Genomic DNA, 23,461 nt, shown 5'->3' on the forward strand with positions numbered 1-23,461 from the left:
CGTCAGCCTTCCGGTCGAGCTACAGCGCTGCCAGATCCGCGGCGATACCGACCGAGCAACGGCATCAGCTGCTCCTCCAGCGTTATTCACAACGATCCAACGTCACCCACGCGACCCTCCCGCACGTTGTCGCGTTTCGTTCAGCCTGGTGCTCGATCACCCACGACAGCGGCCGTTACCTGCGATAACCGCCCTTGCCCGCTCCCAATCGCCAATGAATCTCGACCGACAACGCCGCGCCGCCGTGTCCGCACCGGTCGCCGCGCGTGTCGACACCCCGTCTATCGGGATGGTTGAAACGAATACTTGGGTAGGTTCGACAGACAAGTGGTTCGGCTTCCGCACAATCGACATTGTTGAGGAGTTCGCATGCGACACATCGTGAAACGGGTTGTTGGAGTGTTGGCGGTGGCGGGGTTGGCTCCGGTGCTATTCGGCGCAACGGCGCAGGCCGATGACGGGGATAAGGTGTACTTCTCGTCCGGGTCCATGAACTGCTCGATTGCGGGAGATGGGGCTGTTGGGTGCGATTTCACGAATCAGGTGCAGGTTCAGTACAAATTTTTGCCGTTGATGCTTCCGGCGCGGGACATCGTGATCGATCAGGCGTGGTTGCCTGCGCATCCGACGTTTGGGGCTGGGGCGCATACGTTGCCGGGTGGTAATCCGGATCTGGTGAATGTGAAGACGGGTGCTGGTACGTGGGGTGCGTTTATCGAGCACGCGGGGGCGCGGTGTGAGTCGGGATTTCATGGCAGCTTCAGTTGCACGTCCAAGGGGCGGAGCTGGAGTATTTATAGCGGGATCATTTCCGTTTCGTAGCGGTCGGACCCTGGGGCGGCGACGTCCCAGGCTTGTCCGGTGCAATATCCTCCAGCAGTGGGGATAGCTGTCCGATAGCGAACTTCGATCGAACTCGGCAGTTGGAGCATGGCGAGTCGGGCGGCGCGGTTCATGAGGCGGAACTTCCCGGTGGGTAACAGGTTTGGGGCGTCAGCGGGTACGACGAGGCATCAGGGTTGTTGGGGATGCGCGGCTGAGTGTGATTAAGCGGCATTCCGGGGGGTAGTCCGGGTCGGCTACGGCGGCCAGAAGCTGTATGTGGTGCCGGACAACTCCTCCCCGCACCACCACGCCATGGTCCGAACCCGGTTGGCAGACAACGACATCGAGCCGGCCTTCCTCCCGACTTACCGGTCCTGGCCGAATTGGATCGAGGCCGAGTTCGCGGCCCTGCGCTACTTCGCGCTCAACAGGACCGATCATTGCAGCCACGACGACCAGAGCGCGGCCATCGCCGCTTACGTTCGCTGGCGCAACGCCCGCGCCGAGCCGACGACGACTGTCGCCTAGCGGCACTAGATGCCATGTCGACGAAAAAGATACCTTCGGCAGGATGTCTAGCGCTGCTAAGATATTGTTATGTCCGCCATCAAAGAGCGCCGTGAACGTGAACGCGCCCAACGCCATCAGCTGATCATCACAGCAGCCCGCGAACTCGCCGAGGCCGAGGGCTGGGAGGCGGTGACGACGCGAAGGCTCGCTGAGCGGGTCGAGTACAGCCAGCCCGTGCTCTACAGCCACTTCAGCGGCAAGGATGCCATCGTCCGCGCCGTCGCGATCGATGGGTTCGGCGAACTCGCCGCCCACCTACGCCGCGCCCGGCTGGCCAACCCCGAGCCACGGCAGGCCCTGCACGCCGTCAGCCGCGCCTACCTGGAATTCGCTACCGAGCGACCCGCCCTCTACCTGGCCATGTTCATCATGCCGACCGACGTGAAGTTCGCGCACGCCGAGACACCGCCCCCACTGCGCGCCGCCTTCGACGAATTCGTCAGCTGCTTTCGCCCGGACAACGCGCGACGCGAACTGTTCGCCGAAGTCATCTGGAGCGCGTTGCACGGCATAGCCACCCTGTCTGCCAGCGGCCGCATTCCCCCGGACAATCAGGGCGAGCGGCTCGACTTCCTCATCACCCAGCTCGCCGACACCCCGAGCTGACCGGCCGCACGCGATAGAAGGGGCCAGTGGACGGGCGAGGATCAGAGCCGAGCCACTGAGTGTGCCCGCCGATCGGTATGGCGCGTTGCGCGACGCCCGAGTTGGAATACCACGTGTCCTGGCACTCGCGATTGGTCGCGTTGCCGGTACGACTTCGCACGTTGACCAACTCCTAAACGGTCCGCGCCCGATGTTCCGCCACATGCACCCGATTCGAACAGCGCGTCGAGCAGAACCGACGTCGACCATTGCGCGACGTATCGACGAAGACCAAACCGCAACCCTCTCGAGCGCAACGTCCGATACGACCGGGATCCGCACAGAAGAGCTCCGCGAGCCCGGCCGCGGTGTAGGCCTTGACGCGCTGGTCGATCGCAGCATCCTCGCGGGCGTAGTGCAGATGCGGCGCGCGACCGTCATGGGTGGAGATGTAGGGCTGGCTGGTCGTCTCGGCCAGTAACGCATTGAGCAGGTCGACGGTTGGGGCGGTGAAGACCTCATCGAGCCGCACAATCCAGCGGCGCAGGTCGGCGGTCTGCCGGGCATCGAGGGTGCCGAGCGGCTTGTATCCGGATTCGGCGAGCAACTGCAGCAGATCGTGCCGCGGGTCGGCGTTTACCAGGCGGGCGGCGAGTTCTGCCGCCGCACCTCCGTAAGGGTTGAAATGCATTAAGTCATTACATCAGGCTGGAACGCATGATCGCCATCTGCCCGTCTTGCGCCTGGTCATCCCCCACCCTCGTGTCCGCACACGGCGCCACCAGCTACCTGCGCTGCATCTGCGGGCGGTGGCTGATCAGCGAGCACGGATCGGTGGTGGCGCTGGCAGGGAGCAGCACAATGGGCCTCGCCGATGCCCGCCCCTACGGAGCCAGCACTGACCAGACCTGCACATCGAGCCGCCGCCCCCGATGCGGGTAAATTCCCGAAGCACAACGTGCCGCTGATGATGCGGTGGATGGCGCAACGGCCGACGCTGTATTCCTCGGCGAGACTGGCGTTGTCGTCTGGGGTCGTGATATCGGCGGTGAATCGGCTTGCCTGCGGCGAGTGGCAGTTTCGGCTGCTCGCCCTCGAGGCGGCCTTTTGTCCACGATGATCTTCGGTTGGTGGCTAAGGCAATTCGTGCCGGAGGCGGCGTCCTCCCGTGGCCTTGTTGCGGTACATCGCGGTGTCGACGGCATGCATCATTTCGTCGATGTCGGTGGGGCGGTCCTCGGCGAAAACGGTTCCGATGCTAGCGCCCACGACCACCGGCCGCCCGGCCACCTGCATCGGGGTGGCGAGCCCGGCGAGCAGGAGCGCCGAAACTGTTTCCAATTGTTCTGTGCCTGTGCACTTTTCGATGAGCACGATGAACTCGTCGCCGCCGATTCGCGCAACCAACCCGCCGACGGATTCGACGGATTCACGAAGGCGCTGGGCAACGTCGCGCAACACCCGGTCCCCTACCGTATGTCCCCACACATCGTTCACTTCCTTGAACCCATCGAGGTCCAGATAGCAAACACCAACCGGCGGAATGGCATTCGCCAGTCGATCGAAGAAGAGCACACGGTTGGGCAGGCCGGTCAGGCTGTCGTGATTGGCATCGTGCCACAGCCGATCAGCGAGTTGTTTTCGCTCGGTGACATCGACGGCGACACCGATCAGGAAGCGGACCTGTCCACTGTTGTCGCGGACCGCGGACATGGACAGGTCGATGCTGGTGATGGTGCCGTCGCGTCGGAGATGGTCGGTTTCGAGGCGGAAGCGGTCGGTCCGACCGCTGAGTAGGTGCTCCAAATTGCCATAGGCGTCACTGATATTCGCGGGGCCGAGCAATTCGGCGACCGACCGGCCGGGCATCACGGCTGCGGGTAGGCCGAGCATATCGGCCATGGCCGCATTGACCTCCAGCACCCGGCCGGTAACGTCGACCGTCCCGATACCAACCGACGCTCCCGCGAAGACCGCTTCGAACCTGGCCTCCGACAATTGCCTTCGCACCTCGGCCTCCTGCGCGGCCGAAAATGCCGCAGCGAGTATGGTTTCCTGCTCCCCCAACGCCGCGTTCCGCAGCGCTGAGGTGAAGCCAGCGGCGAACTCGGCAGCGACAACTATTGCACGCTCGCGAACTGCCACGTAATCGGATTCGGTTCCGGTGGGGCAGATTTCACGAACCATATCCCGGCAGATGACCAGAATCGAACGGCTGACGGCAATCTGGTCACGGTAGTTCGCCGCGACGAGCACGGCGGCGGCGTCCTGCGCGACCGCCACCTCCCGCGTCCCGCGCACCGCCGCGACGAGCACATCGGCGAGTTCCGCTAGCAGAGTTTCGATTTGGCTTCGGGTGAGGACCGGAGCGACGGCGCCATCGAGCGCATCCGCCCATCGAACCGCTAGCTCACGGATCCCCACACGAACCCCCTGCCACCGCTCCGGTCAGACCTTCCGGCCGACGCCCGCCAGGCCGAGCGATCGGCCCGGCGTCTCGTGTAGGTCACGTTCGGATTCCGGCCGCCAGGCGGGTAGTGCGACAACGCCGGGTTCGACCGGCTCCCACCCTTCGAACATCGCGGAAATGGCGTCCTTCGAGCGGAAGTGGATGCCGACATGAGTCGTCTCGGCCGCACGGCGGCCGAGCTTGCCCGCATCCTCGGCGCGTAGCTCCGATGTCAGGTGCGAGATCGCGACGTAACTCCCGGCGGGGACGGCCGCGCGCACGGCGCAAACCTTCTCGACCGGCTGGTCCTCGTCGGAGAGCAGGTGCAACACCGCCACCAGCAACAGGCCGACCGGTTGCGTGAAATCGATGAGGCCGGTCTCGCGGACTCGCGCGAGCAGCTCATCGGGCTTGCGCAGATCCGCCTCGACGGCCGCGGCCTTGTCGTTGCCCACCAGGATCGCGCGGGCGTGGGCGACGGCCACCGGATCGATATCGGCGTACAGCACGCGAATCTCCGGATCCAACGCCTGTGCGATCTCATGCACATTGCCCGCGGTCGGAATGCCCGAACCGATGTCGAGGAACTGACGCACCCCTTGGTCGACCATGAAGCGAACGGCGCGGCGCAGGAAAGCCCGGTTGCTCAGCGCCAGGCGAGGCAGGTCCGGCACCAGTTGCTTACCGATCTCGGCGGCCTTGCGATCGATCTCGAAGTTGTGTGAGCCGCCCAACAAGGCGTCGTACATCCGTGCCGGGCTCGCCTGTTGCATATCCACGCCCTCGGGCGCCCACGCCGGCCTGTCCATCGCATCCCCTCTGCCTCTTCACCATCGGACCAACCCGTCCAGGTCCGCACCGCCGGATACCGCGTTGTTGATCACCGATAGGCGTAGTCCGCATAGTAGTCGGGCCGATTGGTCCGAATGATCACGAATTCGCCACTGTTGGTCGGCACTTTCGCACTGTGATCCATATTCACACATGCGCATGAGTGCAATGTAGGCTACGCTGTCGAACGGCAGCATTCTGCATGCGGAAAGGAGCGTTCGACTATGGGCGAGCAGTGCGTGTCGCCGGAGCGGTCGGCAGCGGTGGTCGAAGAGGCTGAGCACACGGATCACGACCACGCGCATGACCACGCGCGCTCGGGCCATTCGGACAACCACGGCCACAGCCACGACCACGGTGTCTCGGCGGATTCGAATCCGCGCTGGCTGGCCATCGCGCTCGGCTTGATCGTCACGTTCATGCTGGTCGAGGTGGTCATCGGCCTGCTGGCGCATTCACTCGCGCTGATCTCCGACGCCGCGCATATGCTCACCGATGCCGCCTCGATCGTGCTCGCGATGATCGCGATCCGGTTGGCTCGACGCCCGGCGCAGGGGCGGTACACCTATGGGTTCAAGCGAGTGGAGATCCTGTCGGCGCAGGCCAATGGGATTACCTTGCTGCTGCTCGCGGCGTGGTTCGTGTACGAGGGCATCAACAGGCTGATCAATCCGCCGGATGTCGAGGGGCCGCTGGTGTTGATCACGGCGTTGGTCGGGATCGTGGTCAATATCGCCGCCGCGTGGAGCATCAGCCGCGCCAATCGGACCAGCCTGAATATCGAGGGCGCGTTCCAGCACATCCTCAACGACCTCTATGCCTTCATCGGTACCGCCATTGCGGGCGCGGTGGTGTGGTTGGCCGGATTCGCCCGGGCCGATGCGATCGCGGCGCTGGTCGTCGCGGCATTGATGATCAAGGCGGGCTGGTCCCTGGTTCGGGAATCGGGGCGGATCTTCCTGGAGGCCGCGCCCGCCCACCTGAATCCCGACACCATCGGCGCGCGCATCGTCGCGATCCGGCAGGTCACCGAGGTCCACGACCTGCACGTCTGGCAGATCACCTCCGGACAGCCGTCGCTGTCCGCGCATATCCTCGTCGACGATGCGGCCGACTGCCATGCGATTCGATCGACGATCGAGACCGTGCTGCACGAAGAATTCGCAGTGGAACATACGACGTTGCAGGTGGACCACTCGTCGGACCTGGAGGTCTCCACCGACGAAACGCACTGCGCGGAGGCGCACGGGCCGGTACACCGGTCCTGATCGACACCGCTGATTGACCTTCGAGTTACCTGAGACTCCATGATGAGCGGGTGGCGGGCAATGGGTTGATCACGATCGGCGGGCTGGCGCGGGCCTGTGGGCTTACGGCCAGTGCGCTTCGGTTTTACGACGATTGCGGGTTACTGGTTCCGGTTCTGGTGGATGCGGTGACCGGATATCGGTACTACAGCGAGGCGCAGGTCGATCGAGGGGTGATGATTCGGCGGCTGCGGGGAATCGGGGTGCCGCTGGAGGTCGTTTCGGAGATTGTGCACGGGGACGGGGCACGGGCGGGGCGGTTGCTCGACGAGCATGTGGCGGAGCTCGGGCAGCGGGCTCGGGAGGCCGCTGCGGTCGCGCGGGTGATCAAAGAGGAGATCGGGGCGGGCGTGGTGCTGTCCGCGGCGGTGTTGGCGTCGGCCATCGATCAGGTGCGTTCGGCGGCGGCGCTGAATCGCGAAATACCGGTGCTTACTGGGGTTTTGGTGGAGTCAAGTGCCGATTCGGTGACGTTGACAGCCACGGATCGGTATCGGCTGTCGACGCGGGCGCTGGTGCCGGAGCGGCCGAGTGGTGGGGCGTGGTCGGTGGTTGTCGATGCGGGCGAGTTGGGCGGAATCGGTTCCTGGCTGCGGGAATTGGATGAGGTGAGCCTGCGTGCCGCCGACGATGGACTTGTCTTGACCGGCGATCGCTCCGAGCGTCGATGCAGCACCATCGATGCGGCGTTTCCGGACTATCGGGCGATGTTGGCAGGGCTGGGGGCGGTTCGAACGCGGGTGGTAGTCGGGCGTGATGCGTTGCTCACCGTGCTCGAGAATGGCGCTGCCGCGCAGGTTATCTTCTCCGTCGATGGGTCCGAATTTTTCGTGACCTGCGATCGGCACATCGGGCACGGCTCACCACAGCCGCAGCCGACTGCGCACCTGCGCGTCCCGGCAGCCATCACCGGACCTGATATCGAATTTGCCTTCTCCCCCAAAACATTACGGCCCGCATTGATGAGTGCGATCGGTCCGGAAATCATGCTCGATATCGCTGCGGCCGACGCACCAGTAGTCGTTCGCTCAGCCACCGATGGTGACTTGACCACGCTCGTAATGCCCACTGCCATCGCGAATTCGAAGGAGCACAGCGCATGAATGCCACTGACACGACGCAATCGGCACAGGAGACGATGACCGCCATTACGCGGGCGGTCGAACTCGGGCGGACGGGATCCGCGGCGGCCGCGCGCGACACACTGCTCGAGATATGGGCGGCTCTCGGACCGCAGGGCGATCCACTGCATCGGTGCACACTTGCGCATTACCTCGCCGATCTATACGACGATGCGTTACAGGCACTTTGCTGGGACGTGCGGGCGCTCGATGCAGCGGACAGTCTCACCAATGAGCGATTGCAGCGCCACGATGCGAATCTGGACGTGCGAGGTTTCTACCCCTCACTGCACCTGAACTTGGCGGACAACTATCGACGGCTCGGTTCATTCGATGCCGCGCAGCGCGAGATCGACGCGGCGCAAGAATATGTGGATGCACTCGCCAACGACGGTTACGGCGCAATGATTCGCACCGCAATTGATGAAGTCACCGAAGCAATTCGAACACGGACGACCGCTCGGCGGGCGTCCGCACCAAATGGAGCCGGATAGCTGTTGGGAAGACCACCGCGGATCGCATCCACAGCGCGGCCACGAGTGCGGCTTGGGCACCGAGATCGCCGAATTCGGACCCGCCGCAACCGAGAACGGCACCCGGACCAGGGTGTCCCGATGCCCGCCCAATGCAAAGCCGCACCAGACGCTCAGCTCAGCAGGGAACGCGCTGTCGGTGCGAGTCGTAGCTGATCTTCCCGCCTGGACTGTAGCTCCGACAATTCCGGCCGTACCTCCTCGGTCCAAGTGCGTGAACGAGACAACGCATCGAGGTGGGCCTCGAGTGCGGCGGAATCCTCGAACAGCGCAAACCAGACGAAGACGGTTTCCTCCCGAACTGGAAGCCCGGCAAAGGTATTGGGAGTGGGATCGGTCTGGAAGTACGCGATCGGAGCGGCACCGGTCTCGACCAGCAGTGGCCGCACCCGGTATTCGAAGAACTCGGCGAACTCGGCCAGCGGACCTTCCGGGTAGTAGACGGTCGCCAGCACCCGCGATCGAGGCAGCTCGGTTGCCGCTGCACCTGGACGCTCGGTCGGGAGCGTGAAGTTGGACGTTGTAGTGCTGGGCCGCAACAGCAGTGCGTTCGTCGTATCGACCATGGTCGCGCGAGCGGCCGGTGCGTGTTCGCGCCAGGCAGCACCGTCGATATAGAACGCCGTCAATGCGGCACCGCGAGAGGGCATGTCGTGGAAGGCGCGGAGCCAGACGAAACGGTCCGGGGCGTTCTCATCGCGGAATTGCGCGATGATACGCATTCCGACCGCCTCCTGAGTCTCCACGAGTTCCCGATCGAACAGCTCGATGAGTACATCCCGCGTTCCTGGGTGAAGGGTGTACTGCCTGAGTTCGACTACCGGCCACAGGTTTTCGGTCATGAACCTCATCGTGCCGAGCTCGATTGCCGATCGCGATCGGCTGGCTGCCCTTTTTCGTCGGATTCCTGCCAAATGGCGGAGAGCGCGGTTCGTGAAGCTGTTCCGGCACTATCCTTCGGGCCGCACCGTCTCATCAGGGACCGCAAGAGAGACGTGCGCGATGCGGTTCGGGTCGGCCATGATGTCGATAGTGGTTATGCGTCGATCGGTGATGGTGAAGACGAGGAGACACTCCAGGTATCCGTGCGGTGCGACGACCAGTCCCATGTGGCCATCGATCAGGGCGGGGCGGGTGTAGCGGGCTCGGGTGGCGTACATCAGGGCGCTGGAGGTGACAGGGCGGGCACCACGCAACCGGACCGGTTGTCCGATCGGGGCGGCGACAGCGTCCGCGTGCAGTTCGACATCCGGGTCGAGAACGGCTATCAGCGCGTCGAAGTCACCGGCGCGGGCGGCCCGCAGGAAGGCATCGACGACCACACGTTCGTCCGCGATGCGGCTGGTCTCGGCCGCGGGTACGCCACGGACGCGGCGGCGGGCGCGGGCCGCGAGTTGCGCGGCCGCCGCAGGGGTGCGGCCGAGGATGGGCGCGAGTTCCGCGTACGGCAGATCGAACAGGTCGTGCAAGACGAAAGTCAGCCGCTCGGCGGGGGTAAGAGTGTCGAGCACGACCAGCAGTGCGAGCCCGACCGAGTCGGCCATAACGGCCTCCTGCTCGGGATCCATGACGTCCGCGGCAATGGCGGGCAGCTCGGTCGGTAGCGCGCCGACCGGATCCTCGCGGCGGGCTTTGCGGGCGCGCAGCATATCCAGGCAGATGTGGGCGACAACCGCGGTCAGCCAATTGCGCAAGTCGCGCACGCCCGCGGTGTCGGCGCGGTCGAGCCGCAGCCATGCCTGTTGGACGGCGTCGTCGGCCTCACTTGCCGACCCGAGCATGCGGTAGGCGACCGCGCCGAGGTGGGCACGGTGGTCTTCGAAGCGCTGCGCGAGCCACTGGTTCTCGTCGGTCATCGGCGATCTCCTTCCGCGTCATGTCGAGGTGTCGTGCCCCGTCATATCTATGACGGCCGAAACCGCGGTGACATGACACGCCCGCGGATCCATCTCGAACAGGAGGGCGAGCTGATGCACAAGACAACAGACCTGCTTCCGATGCAGTCAGCCATGGCGCCGATGCCGGATCGACGGCGCTGGCTCGCATTGGTGGTGTTGCTGGTGGCCGGGTTCATGGACCTACTCGATGTGACGATCGTGAATGTGGCACTGCCGACGATCCAAAGCGATCTGAACGCACCCTACGCGGATCTGGAGTGGGTGGTGTCGGGTTATCTGCTCGGATTCGCGGCCATGCTGATCACCGGCGGCCGACTCGGCGACCTGCTCGGCCGCAAAACCATCCTGCTTGTCGGCCTCACCCTGTTCACGCTCGCATCGCTGGCATGCGGAATCGCCCCGGGCCCGCCGTGGCTGATCGCCGCACGAATAGCCCAGGGCGCGACGGCCGGGCTGATGATCCCGCAGATCCTGGCGATCATGCACGTATCGTTCCCCGCCGCCGAACGCGGGAAGGTACTCGGTATCTGGGGCGGTGTACTCGGCTCGGCTTCGGTGGCCGGATTGATCGTGGGCGGAATCCTGGTGCAGGCCAATCTTTTCGGCTGGGCGTGGCGGCCGATCTTCCTGGTCAACGTGCCCGTCGGGATGCTGGCCATTCCCGCGGCCATGGTGCTGGTCCGGCAGTCCCGCTCGGCCACGGCGGATCGATTGGATCCGCTCGGTACCGTCCTCGCGATCGGCGCGGTGCTACTGCTGGCGTATCCGCTGACCGAGGGACGCGCGCTGGGCTGGCCGGTGTGGACCTTCGCGCTGATGGCCGCCGCCGGACTGGTCCTTGCGGTATTCGTCGCCTACGAGCGGCGCCGGAGCGCGACGGTCGGATCGCCGCTGGTGGTGCTGAATCTGTTCCGGGAGCGCTCATTCAGCGCCGGTATGGCCGTATGGCTGTTGTACTGGATCGCCCTCGGCGGCTATTTCCTGGTGTGGACGCTGTATCTGCAAGCGGGGCTGGGCTGGACCCCGCTGCGGGCCGGGCTCAGCGCATCGCCGTTCGCGATCGCCGCTGCCGCCGGGGCGGGAACCAGTGTGGAGGTGTTCGTGCCGCGCTTCGGGCGCAGGGTGCTGTTCGCGGGCGCGATGATCAACGCCGCCGGATTCGGTCTGTACCTCTATCTGGCCGCGCACTACGGCCCCGCAGTCACCTCCGCGCAGATGTTCGCACCGCTCGCGATCAGCGGATTCGGCTTCGGACTCTTCGTCGCCCCCACGGTCGACCTGATCCTGTCCGGTGTTCCTGCCCACGACGCCGGATCCGCGTCCGGACAATTGTCGACCATCCAACAGATCGGCATGGCACTCGGTGTCGCGCTGGCCGGGGTGTTCTTCTTCACCCAACTCGACAACACCTCCGCCCACGGCACCACCTCGGCCATCCCCGCCATCCAGCAGCAACTCACCAACCTGGACATCCCGGCCACCGCTCAGGACCAGATACTCACCCAGTTCCGTGCCTGCGTCCACGATCGCTCCGCCGCAACCGATCCCACCGCCGTACCGACCAGCTGCCAGCCCGCACCTGGACAACCATTCTCCGAACCACTGCGCCAAGCGCTCACGAAGGCGGGACTAGCAGCCAACGCGCACAACATGTCTCGCAGTTTCGCGCAAACCCTGTGGTGGGCCATCGGCATTCTGATCGCCGTCGCGGCGGTAGTGCTCGCGCTTCCGCATCGCTTGTCCGGTGGTCCGACCGCCGAAACGAGCAGGCCCGGTTCCCTTGCACTGGATGCCGTACCCTGAGACGATTCGATGATGCGGTGTGGCGATATGGACCGCGCGTAGTTATACGGTTCGACACCGCGACCCCGGCGCGCATGCGGCGATCGTGATCCCCGCTCACCAGCGTCGCCACAGCTCGTCGTCCGGCCGTTCTTCGAGCGTTTCCACGAGGGCCGAGGCGAGGAGGGCTACGGCCCGGTCATCGTCGCGGGCCAGTTGCTCCAGGGTGTCCAGTGCGATGGTCCCCGGCATCTCCGCGAGTGCCTGGGTCAGTCGTATTCGCACCGCCGAGTCCGTTGTGTGTGCGGTGAGCTCGTCGACCAACGCTCTCATGATTCGGTCCGCCCACTTCGGGTCCAGCGCCAACGTTCCCAAGAGCTCGGCGGCCTCGATATCGTTCGGGCCCTCGACCACCGTGCCGACAAGTTCCGGCACAGCTCGGGTCACGCCCCGCGCCCCCAGCGCGAGAGCAGCATGTCTACGGACCGTCGCGTCCGCGTCCCCGAGCGCGTCCGTGAGCGCCGCGGTCGCCGCGTCGCCCGGTAGCTCGGCGAGCGCCAGCATCACGCGCCGCCGGACGTCGACGTCTGCTGAGCCCATGCCGGATACCAAGCGCGCCACAGCGTCACCGCCGGCCCGTGCGAGGGCCCACCGCAGGGCCCCCGCAACGTTCGGATCGGATTCGGTGAGGACCGCCTCGGCCAGCAGCTCGGCAGGCACCGACACGTCCTCGGCCGGGGCCAGGACGGCCTGCTGCCGCCGGGCGGCGCTGTGCGAACCGAGTCCGTGCAGGAGTTCGATGATGCGCAGGACCTCTTGCCAGCCGAAGGGCTCGGCCGCATCGACCATACGGAGACGCTCGAGGAGTTCTTGCTCCCGATTCAGTCGTTCTTCGGTCTTTCGAATAAGGTCGCCGACCAGTGCGGACGGGGTGAATCCGACGTCGTCGAGCGCGCGTCCGATCTGGTTCAGCGACAGTCCCAGAGCCCGCAGCCCCTCCACGTGGAAGATCCGCCGGATGTCCTCGGGCGAGTACTCCCGGTAGCCACCCACGGTGCGGCCGGTCGGCCGTACCAGCCCGAGGGAGTCGTAGTACCTGAGCATCCGGGCGCTCACCCCCGAGCGGCGCGCCACCTCACCGATCAGCACGCGGTCGTCTCCTCCCGCTCCGGACCGAGCGCGACGACCCGTCTCGCCGCATCAACGACAAGGTCGAATCCGGCATCCGGGTCACGCAGCAGCCGCTCCGTGGCGCGCGCATGCGCACGCACCATCGGGTCGTGACTTGCCATCGCCGTCCGCAGAACCGGCTCGACCACGTCGCCGAGCGCGACGAGCGCACGGCTCAAACTCAGCCGTACCTCCCGGTCACCGCGCCCGAATTGCATGGCCAGTTCCGCGGCCAGCCCTTGCTTCGCTCCGTCGGGCACGAGAACGACGGCAGCGCGCCATGCACTCCGCGCGACCTCGTCGTCGGCATCGTGCAGCAACGACCGCGTGATCGCCGGCCACGCGCTCGGGTCCCCGATCTTGGACAGCGTGTGCAACGCTTGGCTGCGGGCCTGAGCATGCTCGGAACCGAGTTCCACGCGCAGTTTCGGAACCGTGATCTCGGACGGGAGACGGGTAAGCGCCCACGTGAGCATGTCGCGCACGAAGAAGTCCGGCTCGATCGCGCACCGTTCTACCAGCGCATCGACGAAACCGGGCTCGGGATGCGTGCCGACTGCCAGCGCCGCCGCGAGCCGCGTCGACGAGCTCCCCGCCGCCAAGGCGTCGAGCAGTCGCATGTCCTGTGGATTCCTGTGTGTCGAGTTGATGGGGACCACCTCCGACAGCCAGTGAAGACCTTGACACAGTGACAATGTCAAGTACTTCGCCAGGCTCCGCACCGAGGTATGACCCGACAACGCATCAACACCGGCGTAGACGCGCACTCCTCTGGCCGCGTGCGTCAGCCGCGAATGCCCGAGTGCCGGATGTGCACTACTCGAAAGTGTTGAATTCCCATACCGCTGGGATGAATTGCGCTGCAACAGATCTCGCCTCTGGAATCGAGAGGCGGTTGTCGCGACCGGCTCGGCAGGCAGCGCGCGAATCATGAGTTCGTCCAGGATTTTGTGGTGCGCATTGTCGAGGTGGCGTGGTTGCCGCAGGCGTTGCCGAGCGTCTGGCAGGCATCAGCGAGCGCGTTGACATCGTCCGTGCGGTCGTTGCAGGTCTGAACGGTGATCTCGATCTCGGGTGACCGCTGATTATCGAGCAGATCGACTACTTGCTGTACCTCTCCGACTATCGTGCGGAAATCGGTGGACGCCTTCCAACCACATCAACACAAATGGAAACGGCCCGGAACATATTGTTCCGGGCCGTTTCCACTAGTAGCGGGGACAGGATTTGAACCTGCGACCTCTGGGTTATGAGCCCAGCGAGCTACCGAGCTGCTCCACCCCGCGTCGGCATGGACAACGCTACCGCATGGGGTGGGTGGTTACCTAAACGGCAGGTGGAAGGGCATAACCGGCGGGTAATCCGGGTGGGTGCGAGTATGGGGCTATGCCCAGTGCCATTGCCCATGTGCGACTGACGGTTTGCGATATCGACCGGTCGCGGGCGTTCTACGAGAAGGTGTTCGGATGGCCGGTTGCGCTAGAGGTGCCCGCCGATGCGGATGAGGCGACGCGGGAACAGCTCGGATTTCTGTTCGGTGGGGTGATCTATCGGATGGAGCACGGGATGATCGGGCTGCGGCCGGTCGGCACCGACAGCTTCGACGAAAACCGGGTCGGGCTCGATCATCTCGCGTTCCCGCTCGGATCACTGGCCGAATTGGAGGCTGCCGCAGCACATCTCGATGCTTGTGGGGTCGCGCGCGCAGACATCAAGGACATCGGGATCAGCTATATCCTCGAGTTCCGGGATCCGGACAATATCGCGTTGGAACTGATCGTCCGCAAGTAGGTCAGGCCGCTTTCGCCACCTTCTGCACCGCGGCGACGAAGAACTGCTCGAAGGCCGACTTGTCGAGCGAATCATCCAGCGCGGCAACGCGAACCGCGACTGTGGTGCCCCGCACCTCGGCGTAACCCAGATACGCATTCTGGGTCAGTGGAGCGCTACTGGCATCCGTCTTCGCGGTGCTGGTCGAGTGGAAGGCGATCGCGTTCGCGCCCTTCAGTTCCTGGGGCACCGGCTGATCCGTGACGCGCTGCGTCGCGGAGACCTGATGGCCGTCGTAGGTCGCGACCACCTCGACCGAACCGCAGCGCTTATTGCCGTCGGCGATCCGTTGTAGATCCCCGGTCCGCCCGGAAACGAATTCCACAAAAATTACGCCCGACTTACCGGTCGCCGCGGAGATGGCCGACTGCCCGAGCAGTTCCTTGGTCGCCGCTCCGAGATCCTGCTGGGTGGAACCACATTCGGCCGGTGTGAAGGTGGCATTCTGCTGGGTCGCGGTGAGATCGCCGACCGTCGACTGCAGCTGCTCCGGTGGCAGATCGAGTTTCTTCGTGTTCGCCGGGAATTCCTCCTGGGTCAGCACCAACTGTTCGCGAGGCGTGCTGGGCGCCGCGGATTTCCAGCCATCGGTCGAGTCCGCTTTGCTGCTACAGCCCGCGACGAGTACCGCGCCCGCCGCCATTGCCAATGCCCACCGTGCCTTACGCAATTCGATCATGGTGACGATCATGTCAGCCGTCGCCACGGGCAATCCTCAACACTCACTTGCGGGAAGATATTTCAGCGCTCCGGGAGACCCGTGATCCGGGCGCGGTGGCGCTCCTGCAGCTCGCGCGAACGACGCAGATAGTCGATAACGAGGCGCAGTTCCGCTGCGCTGTAGCGCGTTACCTCGCCCGCACCCTCCTCCGCGATCGGACCGTAGATCCGCATGACCTTGACCATCGCGGCATCTGTTATGCGGATGACCACCTTGCGGCGGTCCCCCGGTTCGGGATGCCGGGCGACGTAGCCGAGTTTGGCGAGACGGTCCAGCATGGTGGTCACGCTGCCGCTGGTCAGGTTCAGTTCGGCAGCAAGGGCGCCGGGGGTGGATTCGCCGTGCCACAGGATTTCCAGACAGCGCAGATCGGTGCGGTTGACGCCGAGATTGGTCGCGGCGGCCTGGTCCACGGCATCGACGGCGGCCTGGAGCGCCTGCGCTTCGCGGCCGACCTCGGCGCGCAGTTGCGCCACCTCACCACGCGCATCCGAATTTTCTCTTGACATTCAAGCCTCTTGATTATCAAACTATTAGTATCTTGATAATCAAGATACATCAGAGCCAAGAGAGATCTCGGGAGACGCACCATGAAGAAGGCACTGATCGTCGGCGGTGGGATCGCCGGACCGGTCACCGCGATGGCATTGCAACAGGCGGGGCTGGAGCCGATCGTGTGCGAGGCATACGCGGAGGCGGCGGCCGAGCAGATCGGCGCGTATCTGACGGTGGCGGTCAACGGAGTGTCGGCACTGGCCCTGCTGGAGGCACATCATGTGGTGACCGAGATCGGGCACCCGACGGCCACGCTGTCATTCGCGACCAGCGGCGGCACGCACATCACCGATATGCCGATCGGCGGCACACTGCCCGATGGCACCGTCACGCACAGCATCAAGCGGCGCGATATGTATCGAGCGCTGAATGTGGAGGCGACGCAGCGAGGTGTGCGGTTCGAATACAACAAACGACTGGTGGATGCGACGTCGTCCGCGGACGGCGTCCGCGCGACCTTCGCCGACGGGACAACGATGGACGCCGACGTACTTATCGGTGCCGATGGAATCCGTTCCCGCACAAGGGAAATAATCGACCCATCGGCACCGAAGGCGCACTTTCTCGGCATCTACGGGCTCGGCGGATTCGTCACCGATCGGGCGCTGCACAGCAAACTCGGATTGCGGCCCGGTGTGTACAGCATGATCTTCGGCAAGAAGGCATTCTTCGGATATTTCGTCGCACCGGACGGCGAGATCTGGTGGTTCGCCAATATTCCTCGAGCACAGGAGCTTTCGGAGTCGGCGGATTCGGCCTACTGGCGAGCGCACCTCATCGAAAAACTGTCGGCGGATCGCGGCCCGGCCGCCCGGATCGTCGCTGCCACCTCGGATGGCACCTTCGTCCCCGCCTTCAACCAGTACGATATGCCGACGGTCACCAAGTGGCACAACGACAATATGGTCATTGTCGGCGATGCCGCGCACGCTGTGGCGTCCTCCTCGGGACAGGGCGTATCCATGGCGGTGGAGGATGCCGTGACGCTGGCGATCTGCCTGCGCGATATTCCGGATACCGCCGCGGCCTTGGCCGCCTTCGAGAACCGCCGCCGCGAACGTGTCGAAAAGGTCGTCGCCTACGGCGCGCAAACCAGTAGCGACAAAGCATCCAACGGAATCGCGCGCCTACTGGTCCGGCTTCTCACGCCCTACTTCCTGCGCAAGGCCGCCAAAACCGGTATCACCCCGCTGAACTGGATGTTCGACCACCGGATCGACTGGACAGCACAGCCGGTGACGCAAACCGCGTGACAACCTCGCATAGGGCGCACGCTATGCGAGGTAGCCACTGGATATCCGAGAGCTCGGTGGGTCGCCGAGAGTTCGGGGTGATGGACAGCCGAGCGCAAGGTCGAGGCGAACGTCTTTGCAAGCTGGTGCGCATGGTCGTGGCGGGGTCGAGCAGGGCACGGCACCGACTACCGCAGTAGACCCACTGCCTCTTTTGCTGCCTCCGCGACCAATGCGTTGTCCGCCTTGGCATCTGGGCTGGAGTGGGTGGTCAGTACCGCGATCACGATCGGCGCGGCCCCACCTGTGGGCCAGGTGACCGCAACATCGTTGGCCGAGCCGTAGTCGCCGGTGCCGGTCTTGTCGCCGGTCCGCCAATCATCAGGCAGGCCGGCGCGAATCCGAGCGCCGCCGGTAGTGCTGGCGATCAGCCATGCCGTCAGCTGTGCACGCTCGGGCGCGGCAAGTGTGTCGCCGACCGTCAGTGCCCGATAGTCGGCTGCGATTGCCGCGGGCGTGGTGGTGTCCCGCTCGTCGCCGGGGATAGCGGTATTGACCTCCGGCTCCAAGCGGTCCAGCCGGGAGACCTGATCGCCGATGGACCGCAGGAACTGCGTCAGCGCCTGCGGGCCGCCGAGCAGTTTCAGCAGCTCATTGCCCGCGGCATTATCGCTGCGGGTGATCGCCGCATCGCACAGTTCCAATACCGACATACCACTGTCGATCCGGGTACCGGTAACCGCCGAACCGTGCGCAGCCGCCACATCCGCCTCGGTGAAGTGGATTATCTGATCGAAATACCCGGTGGCAAGCGGATGTTCGCGCAATAGCGCCGCGCAGGCGAGCGCCTTGAAGGTCGACATCATCGGGAACCGCTCGTCCTGGCGGAAGCCGACGGTCTTTCCGGAACCGGTATCGACGGCGACGACGCCGAGCCTGGCCTGATGCTGCTGCTCGATACCGGCCAACTGGCCCACCGGAGTCGGCGCCGGGTCCGGATCCTTCGACTCGGTCCCGCATGCACCGAGTAACAACACCGTCGTCACGAGGACCAATCCCATGCGAGCCGAACCCCGCCCGCGTCTACCGATCTTTGTCATGTCGACACGACAGCACAGCGCCGATCCACCTGTCCAAGACCGACGTGGCCGAAAGCCGATATCGAAACCGATATCGCCGCAGCGTAGCGCCCCCTGACCGTGAGCGCGGGGCACCGAAAATAACGGTGTAGTGCCGAGGGTCAGTCGTCGAACCGGTCACCTGCGGCACCGCCTTACCGCGCAGGGTCCGTTCCGCCAAGGCCGCGAAGGCAGCGGCTGCGGCCCGCCGGGTCCGGCTATGCACTCCGCGCGTGTCGCCCGCCAGCACCGGTTGCCGGTGCGCCCGGTCCAGCACACACTGCGGACATGACAACCTTCGACGATCTTCGGGCGCTATTCATCAACTGCACCCTCAAGCGCTCCCCCGAGCTGAGCAATACGCAGGGTCTCATCGACGTCAGTGCCCACATCATGGCGACGAACGGCGTCCAGGTTTCGCAGATACGTGCCGTCGATCACGACATCGCGACCGGGGTCTGGCCGGATATGACCGAGCACGGCTGGGCCACCGATGAATGGCCGGTGTTGCAGCGGCAGGTGATGGACGCCGACATTCTGGTGTTGGCCGGTCCGATCTGGCTCGGCGACAACAGTTCGGTCACCAAACGGGTGATCGAGCGCCTGTACGGCAATTCGTCGATCCTCAACGAACGCGGCCAGTACGCCTATTACGGCCGGGTCGGCGGCTGTCTGATCACCGGCAATGAGGACGGCATCAAACACTGTGCGATGAATATCCTCTACAGCCTCCAGCACCTCGGCTACACGATTCCGCCGCAAGCCGACGCCGGGTGGATCGGCGAGGCCGGACCCGGACCGTCGTATCTGGATCCGGGCTCCGGCGGTCCGGAAAATGATTTCACCAACCGCAATACCACCTTCATGACCTGGAATCTGCTGCATCTGGCCCGGATGCTGAAGGACAACAGCGGCATACCCGCCCACGGAAATCAACGCTCCGAGTGGGATGCGGGCTGTCGGTTCGATTTCGAGAATCCCGATTATCGCTAGGGTTCAGCAGGGTCCAGAATCATCGCCGGAAAACCGCATGCGGTAACCAGATTCGCGTCGTCGAACGCTGCGATACGGGTGATCGCACAATCGGTGGTGGTGAGCACCGCGACTCCGAAAGCCCGATAACCGCCACCTGTTTCGCGTGCGTAGGCAACCGCGGCAGGGCGTGGTCGACACCGACTGCCGGGGTGCACGGGGTGCCGAATCTGTTCGTCGCGGGCAGTTCGGTCTTCCGACCACCGGCTGTGCGAATCCGCCCTGACGGTCGTGGCGCTGGCAGTTCGGCTAGCTGATACTTTGCGGACTTTCGCATAGTCTGCGGCCTATGGACGAGACGCCTGGTAGAAAAGGTTTGCCGCACCCAGATGAACCACATCGTGAAGGTCTGGCCTCCAGGCTGAACTGGCTGCGCGCGGGCGTACTCGGCGCCAACGACGGCATCGTCTCGACCGCGGGTCTGGTTGTCGGTGTCGCCGCGGCGACGACCAGCGCCTCGGCCATCTTCACCGCGGGCATTGCCGGAATCACCGCGGGCGCGATCTCCATGGCCGCCGGCGAATATGTGTCGGTGAGTACCCAGCGGGATTCCGAGCGGGCGCTACTGGCCAAGGAACGCACGGAACTCAAGGAAGAACCGGACTACGAGCTGGCCGAACTGACCGATATCTACCGGTCGAAGGGGCTGACACCGGAGACCGCGCGCAAGGTGGCCGAGGAATTGACCGCGCACGATGCCTTTCTCGCCCACGCCGAGGCCGAACTGGGTCTGAACCCGCACGAGTTGACCAATCCGTGGGCCGCGGCCGTCTCCTCGGCGGTCTCGTTCACGCTCGGTGCACTGCTGCCGCTGTTGGCGATCCTTCTGCCGCCGACCGCGGCGCGCATTCCGGTGACAACCGTTGCGGTGTTGATCGCGCTGGCGGTCACCGGATCGGTCAGCGCTCGGCTCGGCGGTAGTAATCGCGGGCGGGCGGTATTGCGGGTGGTGATCGGTGGTGCGCTGGCGATGGCGATCACCTATGGCATCGGTCAATTGGCGGGTGTCGCCGGGTTGTGAGAACCGGCGTTCCTACCGTGATGTACTCGACGCGATCAGATCCGCGGGCGGCGGCGCGAAGCAGCTATCCGCGCGGATTTACCGCCGTCCGAGATCGAGGCGGCGGGTCACCCGATCGACCAGATCCGGGGGCATGCCGGGTTCGCGGCGGGCGGCCATCGCCTCGCGGCGGCCCGCATCGAGAACCTCGTCTTGGATGTCACGAAGCTTGGCCATCAGCTCGAGGTCGCGCACGGCCTCGGCCTTGGCATCCGCGTCGGCGGCCTCCGGGTCGGCGCGAGCCAGACGCTGACGCAATTGGTTACGCAGGCGCTGGTAGATCTCGTCGGGGAGGTCTTCGGAGTCGGCGATCTGCTTGAGACGGTCGAGTTCCGCGCCGACGACGCGTTCCCACAAGCTCCGTTCGAGCAGCCGTTCCTTCTTGGTGTCGGCCTGAACACCGGTGAGCCGCACGATAAGTGGCAAGGTCGGGCCCTGTAGCAGCAGTGTGAACAGGACGACGGCGAAGGCTGTGAAGAGGATCTGGGTGCGGCCGGGAAACGGTTCGCGGGCATCGGTGAGCAGCGGAATGGCCAGTGCTAGTGCGATGGTCGCGACACCGCGCATGCCCGCCCACCAGGTGACGACTATTTCCTTCCAGGTATAGGGTTCGTCGGCGTCCTCGTCGCGCCACCACCGGTTGCGCAGGGAAAGGGTGGTCAGCAGCCACACCAACCGCAGTCCGACCACCACCGCGATCACGACGCTCGCACCGCCGAGCAGTCGCGGCCAGCCTTTGCCCGTATCGTCCAGTACGACACCGAGTTCCAAGCCGATCAACCCGAAAGCGAAACCACTTATCAGCATTTCGGTGATCTCCCAGAAGGCATCACCGACCAGGCGGTAGTCGCGATCGCCGAAATTGGTGCCCGCCTCGGTCAGATACAGCGCGCACACCAGTACCGCCAGCACCGCCGACCCCGAAAACGCCTCGGCCACGCCATAGGCGGCGAATGGCAGCAGCAGGCTCAGCGCCACCTGCCACGATGCCTCCTCGAGCCGGCTGGTCAACTTGCTGCCCGCATAGCCGAGCACCATCCCGACAACGATCGCGACCACCGCCGAGATCACGAACTCACCGACCGCATGCCAGGCCGAGAACTTGCCGGTGAGCACGGCCTGTACCGCGACGGAGTAGATGACGATCGCGGTCACATCGTTGAACAGCCCCTCACCGCCCAGCGTCACCACCAGACGGCGCGGTAGGCCCAGCTTGCCCGCCATGGCCGTGGCGGCCACCGGATCCGGCGGCGCGACAACGGCACCGAGCGTCAGGCCCGCCGCCAACGGCAGCGCCGGATACCAGGCGTGGAAGACCGCCGTCACCGCCACGGCCGTAGCGAGCACCAACCCGACCGCGCGCAATGCGATCGGACCCCAGTTCTCCGCGAACTGCCGCCACGAGGTCCGCCGCGCCGCGGCGTACAGCAGCGGCGGCAGCACCAGCGGCAGGATCAGCTCGGGCAGCACATCGACCCGGGGAACCGCAGGTATCAGCGCGAGCACACAACCGAATACGGTCATCAAGACCGCTGACGCGATACCGAGCCGCCGAGCGAGCGGTTCGGCCAGGATCGTGGCGAAGAGCAAGACGAACATCAGCACCAACTGGTCCATGACGCCCCAGTCTGCGGTGAGTTGCTGAGATTTCCCTAGCGACCGCCCCCATACGGCACTGTGAGTTTTCGGCGTGTGCGGACATTGGGCACCAGCTGCCACCAGGTCGCACAGCGCCACACCCATTCGAGCGGGCCGTAGCGGAACCAGCGCAACCAGTGGTAGCTCCATAGCGCCTGCACCGCGATGATCGCGCCGGCCAAGCCGAGCAGTGCGCTGTAGCGATTGGAATCGGATAGGCCGAGCCACGGCTCGGCGACCAGAATCAGTCCGGTTGCCGAGACGTAATTGGTCAGCGCCATCCGCCCCATCGGCTCGAGCATCTCGGCGAACACCGCACCGGATTCGGTGCGCAGGAACAGCAGGAATCCGGTGAGATAGGCGAACGCCCCGAGCAAACCGGCCACCGGAGCGACGCTGCTGGTCCACAGCTCAACGTACGGCGTGCGGTATTCCCACACCCCGGCGGCGATTGCGGCGGGCACAGCCAGCAAAAAGACCACTGCGAGACACCAGCCGTAATCGCGCAGGTTATCCGCGAGGCCGAAGCGGTCGGCGGCGAGTCCGAGCAGGAACAGGCCCGGCACCAAGCCGAGCCCGCCGCCGAGTGTGCACGGAACCCCGATCGTGGCGATCAGCCCGGCGAGCAATATCACCCAGCGCGGCAGCCCGGCCGCGGGTAGCAGCACCACCAACCCGACGATCGCATATGGCAGCAGAGCATCCCCCGGCTGGAACACATGGTGGATCAGACCGAGCGCACCGAGTGCGATGAGCCGACGGGCAAGTATCAGTCGTGGACGGTCGGTGTGCTCGACGGTGTGGTCGAGGAACAGCGAAAAGCTGAGTCCGAACAGGAACGAGAAGATCGGAAAGAACCGTCCCACGAACAATACGGACAGCAGGTGCCACACCGGATCCACGGTGCCGGGCCCGATCGTGGCCCGCATATCGGTGAGCTGCCAGATCTCGACCACCAGAATCCCGCACAGCGCGAAACCGCGCACGGCGTCGAACTCATGGAGGCGCGGGCGAGCGCCGTCGGGATCCATACCAATAGGCTATCGAGGGCCCGATCCGGATCCCGGGAAGACAGCTCGAGAGGTTCGCACTGGGCGTCTCGGCCCGGACTGCGATGACCAGCGAATGTGTCCACGGCATCGCGAACCTGCCGCATCCCTTCTTACACATGCAAGTGAACTCGAGCACTAATAGTTCGTGCATT

Annotated in this window: 23 protein-coding genes and 1 tRNA gene; 11 read left to right on the forward strand and 13 right to left on the reverse strand. The window is 64.9% G+C overall.

Going from position 1 to position 23,461, the window contains the following annotated elements:
- The first annotated feature begins 369 nt into the window (after nt 1-369).
- The 3 genes from AB0J29_RS11530 (at nt 370) to AB0J29_RS11540 (ending at nt 2,001) form a co-directional block, all read left to right on the forward strand.
- On the forward strand, nt 370-822 hold the full coding sequence (locus tag AB0J29_RS11530) for a hypothetical protein (protein ID WP_364783130.1): 453 nt from the start codon (nt 370-372) through the stop codon (nt 820-822).
- A 282-nt stretch (nt 823-1,104) separates the two neighbouring features.
- Nucleotides 1,105-1,353 (forward strand): hypothetical protein, encoded by a 249-nt coding sequence (locus tag AB0J29_RS11535; RefSeq protein ID WP_364783133.1) that lies wholly within the window; start codon nt 1,105-1,107, stop codon nt 1,351-1,353.
- 69 nt (nt 1,354-1,422) lie between these two features.
- Nucleotides 1,423-2,001 (forward strand): TetR/AcrR family transcriptional regulator, encoded by a 579-nt coding sequence (locus tag AB0J29_RS11540; RefSeq protein WP_364783136.1) that lies wholly within the window; start codon nt 1,423-1,425, stop codon nt 1,999-2,001.
- A gap of 172 nt (nt 2,002-2,173) precedes the next feature.
- On the opposite strand, the gene AB0J29_RS11545 is transcribed toward AB0J29_RS11540, so the two are convergent.
- The 3 genes from AB0J29_RS11545 to AB0J29_RS11555 all read right to left on the reverse strand — a co-directional run bounded on the left by AB0J29_RS11545 (nt 2,174) and on the right by AB0J29_RS11555 (nt 5,238).
- The gene (locus AB0J29_RS11545) at nt 2,174-2,671 is read right to left on the reverse strand and encodes a CGNR zinc finger domain-containing protein (protein WP_364783139.1); all 498 of its coding nucleotides are present in this window, start codon (nt 2,669-2,671) and stop codon (nt 2,174-2,176) included.
- Between the two features lie 443 nt (nt 2,672-3,114).
- Complete coding sequence (locus AB0J29_RS11550) at nt 3,115-4,404, reverse strand: diguanylate cyclase (RefSeq protein ID WP_364783142.1); 1,290 nt, start codon at nt 4,402-4,404, stop codon at nt 3,115-3,117.
- A gap of 24 nt (nt 4,405-4,428) precedes the next feature.
- Nucleotides 4,429-5,238 carry an SAM-dependent methyltransferase gene (locus AB0J29_RS11555; RefSeq protein ID WP_364783145.1) on the reverse strand — a complete coding sequence of 270 codons (810 nt, stop codon included), beginning with the start codon at nt 5,236-5,238 and terminating at the stop codon, nt 4,429-4,431.
- Between the two features lie 246 nt (nt 5,239-5,484).
- Here AB0J29_RS11555 and AB0J29_RS11560 point away from each other — a divergent pair, with 246 nt between their 5' ends.
- The 3 genes from AB0J29_RS11560 to AB0J29_RS11570 are packed head-to-tail and all read left to right on the forward strand — an operon-like array spanning nt 5,485 to nt 8,182.
- The gene (locus AB0J29_RS11560; RefSeq protein ID WP_364783148.1) at nt 5,485-6,528 is read left to right on the forward strand and encodes a cation diffusion facilitator family transporter; all 1,044 of its coding nucleotides are present in this window, start codon (nt 5,485-5,487) and stop codon (nt 6,526-6,528) included.
- Nucleotides 6,529-6,578: 50 nt separating this feature from the next.
- The gene (locus tag AB0J29_RS11565) at nt 6,579-7,670 is read left to right on the forward strand and encodes a MerR family transcriptional regulator (protein ID WP_364783151.1); all 1,092 of its coding nucleotides are present in this window, start codon (nt 6,579-6,581) and stop codon (nt 7,668-7,670) included.
- Nucleotides 7,667-8,182: a hypothetical protein gene (locus AB0J29_RS11570; protein WP_364783154.1), complete on the forward strand. Its 516-nt coding sequence runs from the start codon at nt 7,667-7,669 to the stop codon at nt 8,180-8,182. The genes AB0J29_RS11565 and AB0J29_RS11570 overlap by 4 nt, the downstream gene beginning before the upstream one ends.
- 152 nt (nt 8,183-8,334) lie before the next feature.
- Here the strand turns inward: AB0J29_RS11570 and AB0J29_RS11575 are convergent, their stop codons facing one another.
- Entirely contained in the window at nt 8,335-9,063 is a 729-nt protein-coding gene (locus AB0J29_RS11575; protein ID WP_364783157.1) for an NIPSNAP family protein, read from the reverse strand.
- A 108-nt stretch (nt 9,064-9,171) separates the two neighbouring features.
- A complete protein-coding gene (locus tag AB0J29_RS11580) occupies nt 9,172-10,077 on the reverse strand; it encodes a sigma-70 family RNA polymerase sigma factor (protein WP_364783160.1) in 906 nt (301 codons plus the stop codon).
- 72 nt (nt 10,078-10,149) lie between these two features.
- Here AB0J29_RS11580 and AB0J29_RS11585 point away from each other — a divergent pair, with 72 nt between their 5' ends.
- The gene (locus AB0J29_RS11585) at nt 10,150-11,922 is read left to right on the forward strand and encodes an MFS transporter (RefSeq protein WP_364783163.1); all 1,773 of its coding nucleotides are present in this window, start codon (nt 10,150-10,152) and stop codon (nt 11,920-11,922) included.
- A 96-nt stretch (nt 11,923-12,018) separates the two neighbouring features.
- On the opposite strand, the gene AB0J29_RS11590 is transcribed toward AB0J29_RS11585, so the two are convergent.
- The 3 genes from AB0J29_RS11590 to AB0J29_RS11600 all read right to left on the reverse strand — a co-directional run bounded on the left by AB0J29_RS11590 (nt 12,019) and on the right by AB0J29_RS11600 (nt 14,357).
- Nucleotides 12,019-13,050: a HEAT repeat domain-containing protein gene (locus tag AB0J29_RS11590; protein WP_364783166.1), complete on the reverse strand. Its 1,032-nt coding sequence runs from the start codon at nt 13,048-13,050 to the stop codon at nt 12,019-12,021.
- Nucleotides 13,044-13,691 (reverse strand): HEAT repeat domain-containing protein, encoded by a 648-nt coding sequence (locus tag AB0J29_RS11595; protein ID WP_364783169.1) that lies wholly within the window; start codon nt 13,689-13,691, stop codon nt 13,044-13,046. The genes AB0J29_RS11590 and AB0J29_RS11595 overlap by 7 nt, the downstream gene beginning before the upstream one ends.
- A 592-nt stretch (nt 13,692-14,283) precedes the next feature.
- Nucleotides 14,284-14,357 (reverse strand) — tRNA-Met (locus tag AB0J29_RS11600).
- A 100-nt stretch (nt 14,358-14,457) separates the two neighbouring features.
- Here AB0J29_RS11600 and AB0J29_RS11605 point away from each other — a divergent pair.
- Nucleotides 14,458-14,862: a VOC family protein gene (locus AB0J29_RS11605; protein ID WP_364783172.1), complete on the forward strand. Its 405-nt coding sequence runs from the start codon at nt 14,458-14,460 to the stop codon at nt 14,860-14,862.
- A gap of 1 nt (nt 14,863) precedes the next feature.
- Here the strand turns inward: AB0J29_RS11605 and AB0J29_RS11610 are convergent, their stop codons facing one another.
- Together AB0J29_RS11610 and AB0J29_RS11615 are read right to left on the reverse strand one after the other, a co-directional pair.
- Nucleotides 14,864-15,607 carry a hypothetical protein gene (locus AB0J29_RS11610; protein ID WP_364783175.1) on the reverse strand — a complete coding sequence of 248 codons (744 nt, stop codon included), beginning with the start codon at nt 15,605-15,607 and terminating at the stop codon, nt 14,864-14,866.
- Between the two features lie 35 nt (nt 15,608-15,642).
- Nucleotides 15,643-16,131, reverse strand: a complete 489-nt coding sequence (locus tag AB0J29_RS11615) for a MarR family transcriptional regulator (protein ID WP_364783178.1) — start codon at nt 16,129-16,131, stop codon at nt 15,643-15,645.
- 81 nt (nt 16,132-16,212) lie between these two features.
- Here AB0J29_RS11615 and AB0J29_RS11620 point away from each other — a divergent pair, with 81 nt between their 5' ends.
- Nucleotides 16,213-17,430: an FAD-dependent monooxygenase gene (locus tag AB0J29_RS11620; protein ID WP_364783181.1), complete on the forward strand. Its 1,218-nt coding sequence runs from the start codon at nt 16,213-16,215 to the stop codon at nt 17,428-17,430.
- 167 nt (nt 17,431-17,597) lie between these two features.
- On the opposite strand, the gene bla is transcribed toward AB0J29_RS11620, so the two are convergent.
- Nucleotides 17,598-18,470 carry a class A beta-lactamase gene (gene bla / locus AB0J29_RS11625; protein ID WP_364783184.1) on the reverse strand — a complete coding sequence of 291 codons (873 nt, stop codon included), beginning with the start codon at nt 18,468-18,470 and terminating at the stop codon, nt 17,598-17,600.
- A 345-nt stretch (nt 18,471-18,815) separates the two neighbouring features.
- On the opposite strand from bla, the gene AB0J29_RS11630 reads away from it, so the two are divergent.
- Complete coding sequence (locus AB0J29_RS11630) at nt 18,816-19,520, forward strand: flavodoxin family protein (protein WP_364783187.1); 705 nt, start codon at nt 18,816-18,818, stop codon at nt 19,518-19,520.
- 328 nt (nt 19,521-19,848) lie between these two features.
- Entirely contained in the window at nt 19,849-20,580 is a 732-nt protein-coding gene (locus AB0J29_RS11635; protein ID WP_364783190.1) for a VIT family protein, read from the forward strand.
- A 78-nt stretch (nt 20,581-20,658) separates the two neighbouring features.
- Here AB0J29_RS11635 and AB0J29_RS11640 read toward each other — a convergent pair whose 3' ends face one another.
- Both AB0J29_RS11640 and AB0J29_RS11645 read right to left on the reverse strand, forming a co-directional pair.
- Nucleotides 20,659-22,236, reverse strand: a complete 1,578-nt coding sequence (locus tag AB0J29_RS11640; protein ID WP_364783193.1) for a Na+/H+ antiporter — start codon at nt 22,234-22,236, stop codon at nt 20,659-20,661.
- Between the two features lie 35 nt (nt 22,237-22,271).
- Nucleotides 22,272-23,288, reverse strand: coding sequence for a DUF418 domain-containing protein (locus tag AB0J29_RS11645; RefSeq protein ID WP_364783196.1), 1,017 nt, complete (start codon nt 23,286-23,288; stop codon nt 22,272-22,274).
- Nucleotides 23,289-23,461: the final 173 nt, after the last annotated feature.

The sequence above is a fragment of the Nocardia sp. NPDC049707 genome (genome assembly GCF_040674855.1).
Lineage (GTDB): Bacteria > Actinomycetota > Actinomycetes > Mycobacteriales > Mycobacteriaceae > Nocardia.